Origin of the sequence: uncultured Psychroserpens sp. (assembly GCF_947494225.1) — a bacterium.
Classification (GTDB): domain Bacteria; phylum Bacteroidota; class Bacteroidia; order Flavobacteriales; family Flavobacteriaceae; genus Psychroserpens.
The window spans coordinates 839,743-851,438 of the sequence record NZ_CANLUG010000002.1 but is presented as its reverse complement, the minus strand read 5'-3'; the positions used below and the strand labels follow the sequence as shown (position 1 = coordinate 851,438).

At 36.1% G+C, this 11,696-nt stretch carries 5 protein-coding genes; 2 read left to right on the top strand and 3 right to left on the bottom strand.

What is annotated here, in order from left to right:
* Window positions 1-4,346, bottom strand: a 4,346-nt coding sequence (locus Q0893_RS07905; protein WP_299274099.1) for a hypothetical protein, incomplete at its 3' end; no start/stop codon positions are given.
* A gap of 436 nt (window positions 4,347-4,782) precedes the next feature.
* On the opposite strand from Q0893_RS07905, the gene Q0893_RS07900 reads away from it, so the two are divergent.
* Together Q0893_RS07900 and Q0893_RS07895 are read left to right on the top strand one after the other, a co-directional pair.
* Window positions 4,783-6,372, top strand: a complete 1,590-nt coding sequence (locus Q0893_RS07900) for a peptide chain release factor 3 (RefSeq protein ID WP_299274096.1) — start codon at window positions 4,783-4,785, stop codon at window positions 6,370-6,372.
* Between the two features lie 145 nt (window positions 6,373-6,517).
* On the top strand, window positions 6,518-6,745 hold the full coding sequence (locus tag Q0893_RS07895) for a (4Fe-4S)-binding protein (protein ID WP_298900135.1): 228 nt from the start codon (window positions 6,518-6,520) through the stop codon (window positions 6,743-6,745).
* 195 nt (window positions 6,746-6,940) lie between these two features.
* Here the strand turns inward: Q0893_RS07895 and Q0893_RS07890 are convergent, their stop codons facing one another.
* A complete protein-coding gene (locus Q0893_RS07890; protein ID WP_230936948.1) occupies window positions 6,941-7,255 on the bottom strand; it encodes a DUF3467 domain-containing protein in 315 nt (104 codons plus the stop codon).
* Between the two features lie 131 nt (window positions 7,256-7,386).
* Window positions 7,387-11,688 (bottom strand): DNA-directed RNA polymerase subunit beta', encoded by a 4,302-nt coding sequence (rpoC, locus tag Q0893_RS07885; protein ID WP_298900136.1) that lies wholly within the window; start codon window positions 11,686-11,688, stop codon window positions 7,387-7,389.
* Window positions 11,689-11,696: the final 8 nt, after the last annotated feature.

Below are 11,696 nucleotides of genomic sequence, written 5' to 3'. Positions count from 1 at the left end.
CCTACACTTACAACACCATCTGCTCCTAAATCTAAACTACTGGTCTTATCAATACTTATCATTGGATTCTGTGGAATCACTAAAGTTGTTGGGTCATTTGTTGGATCACCATCATTATTATCACCATTTACAGTATCGAGATCTGGAGTTTCTTCTGTAGCAGGATCTGTAACAGTGCTTCCATCACCAGCGGTTCCAGTATCAGAATCATCGGTCACGTCATCACTAGGATCAAGAAGATCTCCTCCTGGTGCTTCTGCATATACATCTGCTGTGTTTTCTACTCCTCCAGCATCCACATCACTTTGTAATATTGTATATGTTCCACTACATGTAGTACTAGTTCCAGGTGTCAAAGTTGTGGCAACACAAGATATCGTTCCAATTAAAGGATCACTTACAGAAATATCAGTTAAATCAACATTTCCTGTGTTGGTTACAACAAATTCATAGTTAATAATATCATCAACCAAACCAGGTGCACCAGCTGGTGTCACACTAAGAATACTCTTTAGTAAATTTATACTTGGATCGAAACATTCAGTTGATATTACGGTTTCATCATATGCGCTTACATTATTCTGACCAGTAGAAGCAATAACATCTGGAACACCATTTCCGTTGTTCACCACGATATCTCCTAAGCTATCATCAGCATCTAAATCGGCCAATGTAAATCCTCCATCTGCCTCAATAGCATCAGGGCAACCATCATCATCACTATCAGTATCAAGGAAATTTGGAATTCCATCTTCATCATAGTCTAGAACCGTAGTTATTGGGTTACTATAATTAGCAATACAATCAAACTCTAGGTTAGAACGTCTTTGTGTAAAGACGAAAGGTGAATCATTAATTTGAGCACCCAATCTAAATGTCAATGACGACTGATTTACAAACCTTGCCGTAAAATTAATTTGTGGGTTTACATTGGTTGTTCCTGGGAAGTTAACTACTCCAGTTGTAGCGTCTAAAAAGCCATTATCGTCGGAAAACGTCAATAGAGTCGGTGTTTCAGCAGTATAACTCGCAGGATATTGCGTCCATACTTTCTCTGATAAGTCGGTGTTACCATCTATATCATTAAAGTTCACAAAAAATTCTGCTATTGGGAATGGTGAATCATCTGCCGCTAATACGAAAGCAAAATTGTATTCTACGTAGGCTAAATCACCAACATTTAAGTTCGCTCCTATAAAATCTGTAGAAGGTCTAAAATTATTTGGTTCTTCAGAGTTATCATCTAAAGTTCCTATAGTTGCATTTTGAAAATCTACTATTGTTACTAAGGCATCAACTCCAGGTAATACATTTGCAAACCTAAATACCTCTCCTTCAAGGAAAGTTGCGGCATTTCCATCACCAGAAACTTCGGTTGGAATACTACTAAAGTTTAAAACAGATTGTGTTCCACAAGCAGGTTGTGTATTTGATGTTTGTCCTTTTTCAAATGAATCAACGAGTCCATCATTATCATCATCGTCATCACACCCATCAGGAACTAAATCGCCATCGGCATCAGCATTATCATCAAATCCATTACAAATATCTGCATTATTCGGCACACCATCTCTATCGTCGTCACATTCTGGTCCTCCAGCTGTAATATCCTGACTAGAAATGTTATTCTGTTGAGCCGATGAACCGCTTACTTGCGGTATACCATTAGCATCTGACGTGTTGCCCAAACTATTATCGCCATCTAAGTCTGAAAATGAGTATCCTCCATCGGCTTCTAAAGCATCTGGGCAGCTATCATTGTCGCTATCTGAATCTAAATGATTAGGTATACCATCACCTTCGAAATCATAGACATCCGGAATACCATTAGTATCAATATCTGTATAATCTGTTGTACTACCATCTCCAGTACCACCGTCGTCAACCGTATCTTGCCAGTTAGGAATACCATCTCCATCCTCGTCACCGTCTGGATCATTTCCGTTGGCTTCAACAGTATCTAGCAAACCATCATTATCATCATCATCATCACATCCATCTGGGACAGTGTCTCCATCGAAATCCTCATTATCATCGAAACCTTCACAAACGTCAGAAGAATTAACAACACCATCACCATCACAATCGTTTGAAGGAAAATCTAAACAGTTTCCAACGACAACTGCTACATCAGCAGTATCACAAATGGTATCATCTGGTGCATTCAGGCAAATTTGATATGTAACAGTATAACTCCCTGGAGCACTTCCACTTGGCACATCAATTGTTCCATCAGTATTTATGGTAACTCCTGTTAAACCTCCATCATTAGTAATGCTGATATTGTCATTTATATTGGCATCTGAAGCTGGAGAACCATCTGAATCATCTGTACCATTGCCATTGTCAGCAAAAACACTTGCTGTCGTACCTCCAGAAACTGGATTTATTGGTACACCACTAAAATCATCATCTTCTGCTGTGATAGAAATTGCAGCATCTACGTCTATAGTAACATCGGCTGTATCACAAATGGCAGCATCTGGTGCATTCAAGCAAATTTGATATGTAACAGTATAACTCCCTGGAGTACTTCCTCCTGGCACGTCAATTGTTCCATCAGTATTTATGGTAACTCCTGTTAAACCTCCATCATTAGTAATGCTGATATTGTCATTTATATTGGCATCTGAAGCTGGAGAACCATCTGAATCATCTGTACCATTGCCGTTGTCAGCAAAAACACTTGCTGTCGTACCTCCTGTTGTTTCATCAATTGGAGTGCCATTAAAATCATCATCCTCTGCTGTGATTGTTGGTGTTGCGTCAACATCTATTGTAACATCGGCTATATCACAAATGGCAGCATCTGGTGCATTCAAGCAAATTTGATATGTAACAGTATAACTCCCTGGAGTACTTCCTCCTGGCACGTCAATTGTTCCATCAGTATTTATGGTAACTCCTGTTAAACCACCATCATTAGTAATGCTGATATTGTCATTTATATTGGCATCTGAAGCTGGAGAACCATCTGAATCATCTGTACCATTGCCATTGTCAGCAAAAACGCTTGCTGTCGTTCCTCCTGCTGTCTCATCAATTGGAGTGCCGCTAAAATCATCGTCCTCCGCTGTGATTGTTGGTGTTGCTTCAACATCTATTGTAACATCGGCTGTATCACAAATGGCAGCATCTGGTGCATTCAAGCAAATTTGATATGTAACAGTATAACTCCCTGGAGTACTCCCACCTGGTACATCAATTGTTCCATCAGTATTTATGGTAACTCCTGTTAAACCACCATCATTAGTAATGCTGATATTGTCATTTATATTGGCATCTGAAGCTGGAGAACCATCTGAATCATCTGTACCATTGCCGTTGTCAACAAAAACACTTGCTGTCGTACCTCCCGCTGTTTCATCAATTGGAGTGCCACTAAAATCATCATCCTCTGCTGTGATTGTTGGTGGTGGCACGCTACAAGACGCAGGTGCCGTTGCCACATTTGTATTAGTCAAAGTACACGCTGCATCATCAGAAAATGCTGCCGTTAAATTTATGGCACCTCCATCAGCCGGTAATTGCACTCCAATAAAAGTATGAAACGTTGGATCATCTAAACTACCAACTGCCACAGAAGCTGTTCCGTCACCTGTTAAATCTAATGTTCCCGTTGTTGGAGCATTAGCAAAAATAACAGACACATCAGCTGTATAAAAATCATCTGTACTATTTAGAGGTGTTCCATTGTCATTACAAATAGACTCATTCGAGGTTGCAATATTGGTAACCTCACATACAAGTGACAAATTTAATGCATCGACAAAATTCCATGTTCTCGCACATGTTCCTCCCGAAAAGAACTCAAATAAAAATGTCCCACTAGAAGGAGCTACAAAAGTTGCTGTAGGTCTCGTCCAAACATTTTCGGTTGGAGGTGCAGCAAATGTTAAAAGCGTAACGCCGTCCAATCTAATTTGTAATTCAGGAGTACAAGGTGTGCTTCCAGGTCTTGTTTCAATCAAATAATCAAAAGAAAAACTATATGTTTCACCTCCTATTAAAGTTACATTTTGACCAATTCCTTCTTCGCCTCCACCTAAGGCTCTAAACCCAAAATAGCAGCCACCACTAGGAGACGCTGTTCTAGGAAAATAAGTACCATCCCAAGAACGTTCCCCTTCTGTAGATCTGTCTGGTGTATTCGTTTTAATCCAACCATCAGGTTGCTCATCTCTATCTGCATCAATGCCAGTACAGTCTGCTGCAGCTTGATCGAGACCAGGGTTTGTTAAAATATTTTGTGAATTACCGTTCCAAGAAAATAAAATGGCCGCAAAAACTAAAGTTTTTGACACCAATGAAACGTTTGTAAACGAGAATCGAGTAAAGATTTTCATATTATCTTAAGGTAAAATTATTTATATCTATAATACTTATTAGTCTAAATCTAGATTAACAACATCACCTTAAAACTATAAACAAAAAAAACCCACTCACATACAACGCTTGCGTATGCAAAATAGGCGATTATTATTTTTTTGTAGGTTCAAAAATAGTGCTATTAATCTATATTATTTATTGGAAAACCAAATAGAGGGACTTGGTAATTTCAAAAATAATCATTCTTATTAAGAATATTTTAACAAGTAATTTCTTTTCGTTCATGTTTTTAAAATCTTCGATGAAATACCAATATTTAAAAATTTATGAGATAAAATATTATAATTTCACTCGTGTTCTAGAGTCTCATCATCCACTGATAATAAATTATCTGCGTCGTTTTTAATTTTAAATAATTTATTAAAATTATATTTGCACCTACTAAAAATGACAATGACTTTTAAAGAAGAAATCAATAGACGACGTACATTTGGAATCATATCCCATCCAGATGCAGGTAAAACGACATTAACCGAAAAACTTTTACTTTTTGGTGGTGCCATACAAGAAGCTGGAGCCGTAAAAAGTAATAAAATAAAAAAAGGTGCAACTAGCGATTTTATGGAAATAGAACGCCAGCGTGGTATCTCTGTAGCTACTTCGGTATTAGCTTTTGAATATAATGGAATAAAAATCAATATTCTTGATACGCCTGGGCATAAAGATTTTGCTGAAGATACATTTAGAACCCTAACGGCTGTTGATAGTGTTATCGTTGTTATTGATGTCGCTAAAGGTGTAGAGGAGCAGACTGAAAAACTAGTTGAGGTTTGCAGAATGCGTAATATCCCAATGATTGTCTTTATTAATAAAATGGACCGAGAAGGTAAAGATGCTTTTGATCTATTAGACGAAATAGAACAAAAACTGGGCTTAACCGTTGTTCCTTTAAGTTATCCTATAGGTATGGGTTATGACTTTAAAGGTATTTATAATATTTGGGAAAAGAACATTAATTTGTTTAGCGGTGATAGTCGCAAGGACATTGAAGAAACTATAGAGGTTAATGATTTAGAGTCTTCAGAACTAGATAAATTAGTTGGGGAAAAGGCAGCTCAAACATTACGTGAAGAAATAGAACTCGTTGAAGGTATTTACCCAAAATTTGACAAAGAAGCCTATTTAAATGGGCAACAACAACCTGTTTTCTTTGGTTCGGCTTTAAATAATTTTGGAGTTAGAGAACTCCTAGATTGCTTTGTTGATATTGCTCCTAAGCCTAGACCTAAAAACAGTGAAGAACGTTTGGTAGAACCCGATGAGGACAATTTTACTGGTTTTGTGTTTAAAATTCATGCGAATATGGACCCAAATCACAGAAATCGACTGGCCTTTATAAAAATCGTTTCAGGAGAATTTAAGCGTAATACGCCTTATCTTCACGTAAGGCATAATAAAAAGTTGAAGTTTTCTAGCCCTAATGCCTTCTTTGCTGAAAAAAAGGAGATTGTTGATATTTCATACCCTGGCGATATTGTAGGATTACAAGATACAGGAAACTTTAAAATTGGGGATACTTTAACTCAAGGAGAGATACTTCACTATAAAGGTATACCAAGTTTTTCCCCTGAACACTTTAGATATATAAATAACGCCGATCCTCTAAAATCCAAGCAACTATATAAAGGTATAGACCAGCTTATGGATGAAGGTGTGGCCCAATTATTTACCCTAGAATTAAACGGAAGGAAAGTGATTGGAACCGTTGGAGCATTACAATATGAAGTTATTCAATATAGACTGGAACATGAGTATGGAGCTAAATGTACCTATGAGAACTTAAATGTACATAAAGCATGTTGGGTAGAGACTGATGATGTAAAAAGTGAAGAATTTAAAGAGTTTTTAAGAGTAAAGCAACGTTTTTTAGCCAAAGATAAGCGCGAACAGCTAGTGTTTTTGGCAGATTCGGTATTTTCATTGCAAATGACTCAGCAAAAGTATCCAAGTATTACATTTCATCTAACATCGGAGTTTGATTAAGTTAAAAAAAGTGTCATTCGTCTAAAATTTCGGAATAAATTTGTTTTTTAACGATGATTTTATACTTTTAATCGATGATTAGGTTGCGATAACGTTTTAGTTATCTAAATTTAATATAGATTAAAACCCCAAAATTGATCTACTCATGAAAACAAATCCCAATGTTTTCAGTAATAGCGATATTACTGTAACTTACAACCCGTGCAAGTGCATAAACGCTGAGCGTTGTGCCAAAGAACTTTCTAATGTATTCCGTCAATCTGTGATACCATGGATCGATTTAGATGGAGCATCTACAAAAAAAATTATTGAACAAGTTAAGAAGTGTCCATCTGGTGCTTTACAGTTTCATGTAAATCAGGAAGTGGCTTAAATGATTTTTGTCTTGTTAAAATTGCTATACAATTTTCTCAGAAATAAGTATATGCGAAGAGTAAAGCTCTCTAAAATAGCTTAATGAACTTATATTCGGATGAAGCATTTCGAACTAAAGAAAACCATGCTTAACTACCTACATTATTTCAATAAAAAAGCCTTTGAAATTTAAATTTCAAAGGCTTTTTTAATATTATGCCTGTCCTGTCGGACCAAAATTCAGTGGAATTGGAGGCTGCTCGTAATCTTTAATCTCGCCATGTGCTTTTTCAAATCGGTTCACATTATCACCAAGAGCTTTTAATAAGCGCTTAGCATGCTGTGGTGTTAATATAATTCTAGATTTTACTTTACTCTTAGGCGTTCCGGGCATAATGCTCACGAAATCAATTACAAATTCTGAAACCGAATGATTTATAATTGCTAGGTTAGAATATGTTCCTTCTGCAATTTTTTCATCCAGTTCTATATTTATCCCTGGTTTTTTGTTTTTATTCTCTTCTGCCATCTCAAACGTTGTTATATTTCCGTGAAAACGAAAACTCATTAATTATATATTCTTATTAAAAAAGCCTTCAAACAAATTAATGCGTGAAGGCTTTTATGTTATAAAATCCTGGCTCCGCAGGAATGAGATTACTAGTTATAGTTCATCTCTTCTTTTGCTTTCATCATTTCATTGAACTCTTCTTTAGAACCTACGATGATGCTATCAAATTTTCTAACACCTGTTCCTGCTGGAATTCTATGACCAACAATAACATTTTCTTTGAGTCCTTCAAGATCGTCAACTTTAGCATTTACAGCCGCTTCATTCAGAACCTTAGTTGTTTCCTGGAACGATGCTGCAGATATAAATGATTTGGTCTGTAACGATGCTCTTGTAATACCTTGTAAGATAGGTGTTGCAGTAGCTGGCTGTGCATCACGAGCCGAAACTAATGTTTTGTCCTCTCTTCTTAGTATTGAGTTCTCGTCTCTTAACTCTCTTGATGATAAAATTTGACCAGCTTTTAAATTCTCTGAATCTCCAGGTTCTTCAACCACTTTCATTCCAAAAATCTTATCGTTTTCTTCGATGAAATCTGATTTATGAACTAATTGATCTTCTAAGAAAATAGTATCACCAGAATCAATGATTTTTACTTTACGCATCATCTGTCTCACAACAACCTCGAAGTGCTTATCATTAATCTTCACACCTTGTAGACGATATACTTCTTGTACTTCGTTAACTAGATATTGTTGAACAGCAGCAGGTCCTTTAATATTCAAGATATCGTTTGGTGTAATAGACCCATCAGATAAAGGCATACCTGCTTTCACATAATCATTTTCTTGAACAAGAATCTGATTAGATAATTTCACCAAGTATTTCTTAATCTCTCCAAGTTTTGACTCAATGATAATCTCACGGTTACCTCTTTTAATTTTTCCGAAAGACACAACACCATCAATCTCACTTACTACAGCAGGATTAGAAGGGTTACGAGCTTCGAATAATTCTGTTACACGAGGTAAACCTCCAGTAATATCACCTGCCTTAGCAGATTTACGAGGAATCTTAACTAAGATTTTACCAACCTTAATCTTCTCTCCATCATCAATCATAAGGTGAGCTCCTACTGGTAAGTTATAAGAACGTATTGTTTCTCCTTTTGAATCTTCAATATGAAGTGTAGGAATTAGTTTCTTATTTCTAGATTCTGAAATTACCTTTTCTTGGAATCCTGTTTGTTCATCAATTTCAACTTGATATGTTACACCTTGTTCGATGTTTTCATACTTCACTTTACCAGCAAATTCTGAAATAATTACACCGTTATAAGGATCCCATTGACAGATTGTATCACCATTCTTAACTTTATCACCTGGCTTCACGTATATAAACGATCCGTAAGGAATATTGTTTGTACTTAAAGTAATACCTGTTTTAGCATCAACTAATTTTAATTCTGATGTACGAGAAATAACAACATCAACTTCTTTACCGTCGTTATCAGTACTCTTAACTGTTTTTAGGTCTTCTATTTCGGCAACACCATCAAACTTAACTACTAATTTATTCTCTTCTGAAATGTTACCTGCAATACCACCTACGTGGAATGTACGTAACGTTAACTGTGTACCTGGTTCTCCAATTGATTGAGCAGCAACTACACCTACAGCTTCACCTCTTTGTACCATTTTACCAGTAGCTAGGTTACGTCCGTAACATTTAGAACAAATACCTTTTTTAGCTTCACAAGTTAATGCAGAGCGCACTTCGATAGAATCTAATGGAGAGTCACCAATTCGTTTAGCAATAGCGTCATCAATATGACCACCAGCTTCAACCAATAGTTCTTCAGTAAGTGGGTCATATACATCATTTAATGAAGTACGTCCAACGATTCTCTTCTCAAGAGTTTCAATTATCTCTTCATTTTTCTTCAACGGATTAACTTCAATACCTCTTAATGTTCCACAATCTTCAGTGTAGATAATTACATCTTGAGACACATCAACTAAACGACGTGTTAAGTAACCTGCATCGGCCGTTTTAAGTGCTGTATCGGCAAGACCTTTACGAGCACCATGCGTTGAGATAAAGTATTCTAAAATTGAAAGTCCTTCTTTAAAGTTAGAAAGAATCGGATTTTCAATAATTTCTCCACCACCTGCATTAGATTTTTTAGGTTTTGCCATTAATCCACGCATACCTGTTAACTGACGAATCTGTTCTTTAGATCCACGAGCTCCAGAATCAAGCATCATAAATACCGAGTTAAATCCTTGTTGATCTTCTCGAATACGCTTCATTGACAGCTCTGTTAATTCGGCATTGGTAGATGTCCAAATATCAATAACTTGGTTATAACGTTCGTTATTTGTAATTAATCCCATATTATAGTTACCCATAATACCGTCAACCAAACCATTAGCTTTATCAATCATACCTTGCTTTTCAGCAGGAATAATAATATCACCTAAACTAAATGACAAACCTCCTTGGAAGGCAAATTTATATCCTAAAGTTTTAATTTCATCTAAGAAAGCTGCCGTTTCTGGCACACTAGTCACTTTTAAGATACCATGTATAATATCTCTCAAGGACTTCTTAGTTAATACTTCATTAATATATCCAGCTGCTGCAGGTACTTTTTCATTAAAAAGCACACGACCAACAGTTGTTTCTATAATTTGAGTAGTTAACTCACCTTCTGCGTTGAAATCTTGAGTTCTTACTTTAATACCAGCATTTAAATCAACTTTCTTCTCATTGTAAGCGATAGTTACTTCATCAGGAGAGTAGAATGTTAAACCTTCGCCTTTTACTGTATAATCTTTATCTGTTTTACGGTGCTTAGTCATATAATAAAGACCAAGTACCATATCTTGAGAAGGTACAGTGACTGGCGAACCATTTGCTGGGTTCAAAATATTGTGTGAAGCCAACATTAAAAGTTGTGCTTCTAATATCGCCTCAGGACCTAATGGTAAATGAACCGCCATTTGGTCACCATCAAAATCGGCATTAAATGCAGTACACACTAGAGGGTGTAATTGAATTGCTTTCCCTTCAATTAATTTTGGTTGGAATGCTTGAATACCAAGTCTGTGTAATGTAGGAGCACGGTTTAATAACACTGGATGTCCTTTAAGAACATTCTCTAAGATATCCCAAACTACAGGCTCTTTTCTATCTATAATTTTCTTTGCAGATTTTACAGTTTTTACAATTCCTCTTTCGATTAATTTTCTAATGATAAAAGGCTTATAAAGTTCAGCTGCCATGTTCTTAGGCAATCCACATTCGAATAATTTTAATTCTGGTCCAACAACAATAACCGAACGCGCAGAGTAATCAACACGTTTACCAAGTAAGTTTTGACGGAAACGTCCTTGCTTACCTTTTAATGAATCGGATAATGATTTTAATGGTCTATTAGAATCAGTCTTTACAGCAGATGCTTTACGTGTGTTATCAAACAATGAATCTACAGATTCTTGTAGCATACGCTTCTCATTACGTAAGATAACTTCTGGTGCTTTGATTTCAACTAAACGCTTTAAGCGGTTATTACGAATAATAACACGACGATAAAGATCATTTAAATCAGATGTTGCAAAACGTCCACCATCTAAAGGCACTAAAGGTCTTAATTCTGGTGGAATAATTGGAATAGCCTTCATGATCATCCATTCTGGCTTATTCTCTCTATTAGCATTAGAATCTCTAAATGCTTCAACAACTTGTAAGCGTTTTAATGCTTCTGTTTTACGTTGCTTCGATGTTTCAGTATTGGCCTTGTGACGTAACTGAAATGACAATTCGTTTAAATCGATTCTTGATAACAATTCGATTAAACATTCAGCACCCATTTTAGCGATAAACTTGTTAGGGTCTGTATCATCTAAATGTCTATTCTCCTGAGGAAGAGCTTCCATGATATTTAGATATTCCTCTTCAGTTAAGAAATCCATTTTTTGTAATGGTTCTCCTTCGGCATTTTTAGCCTCACCAGGTTGAATAACAACATAACGTTCGTAATAGATAATCATATCCAAACGTTTTGATGGTAAACCTAATAAGTATCCAATTTTATTTGGTAATGAACGGAAATACCAAATGTGTGCAACAGGCACAACAAGGTTGATATGACCAACACGATCACGTCTTACTTTCTTTTCAGTTACTTCAACACCACAACGGTCACAAACAATACCTTTGTAACGTATTCTTTTATATTTACCACAAGCACATTCAAAATCCTTCACAGGACCAAAAATACGCTCACAGAATAAACCATCTCTTTCTGGTTTATGTGTTCGATAATTAATAGTTTCTGGTTTTAAAACTTCACCACGAGATGCTGCTAAAACAGATTCTGGAGATGCTAAACCAATGGAGATTTTATTAAATCTCTGTACTGTATTCTTATCTTGTCTTCTTGCCATAATATTAT

Bases quoted from the DNA above. Each gene is read 5' to 3' on its own strand.
- Q0893_RS07895 (WP_298900135.1), top strand. From the start codon at position 6,518: ATGAAAACAAATCCCAATGTTTTCAGTAATAGCGATATTACTGTAACT.
- rpoC (WP_298900136.1), bottom strand. From the start codon at position 11,688: ATGGCAAGAAGACAAGATAAGAATACAGTACAGAGATTTAATAAAATC.
- Q0893_RS07900 (WP_299274096.1), top strand. From the start codon at position 4,783: ATGACTTTTAAAGAAGAAATCAATAGACGACGTACATTTGGAATCATA.
- Q0893_RS07890 (WP_230936948.1), bottom strand. From the start codon at position 7,255: ATGGCAGAAGAGAATAAAAACAAAAAACCAGGGATAAATATAGAACTG.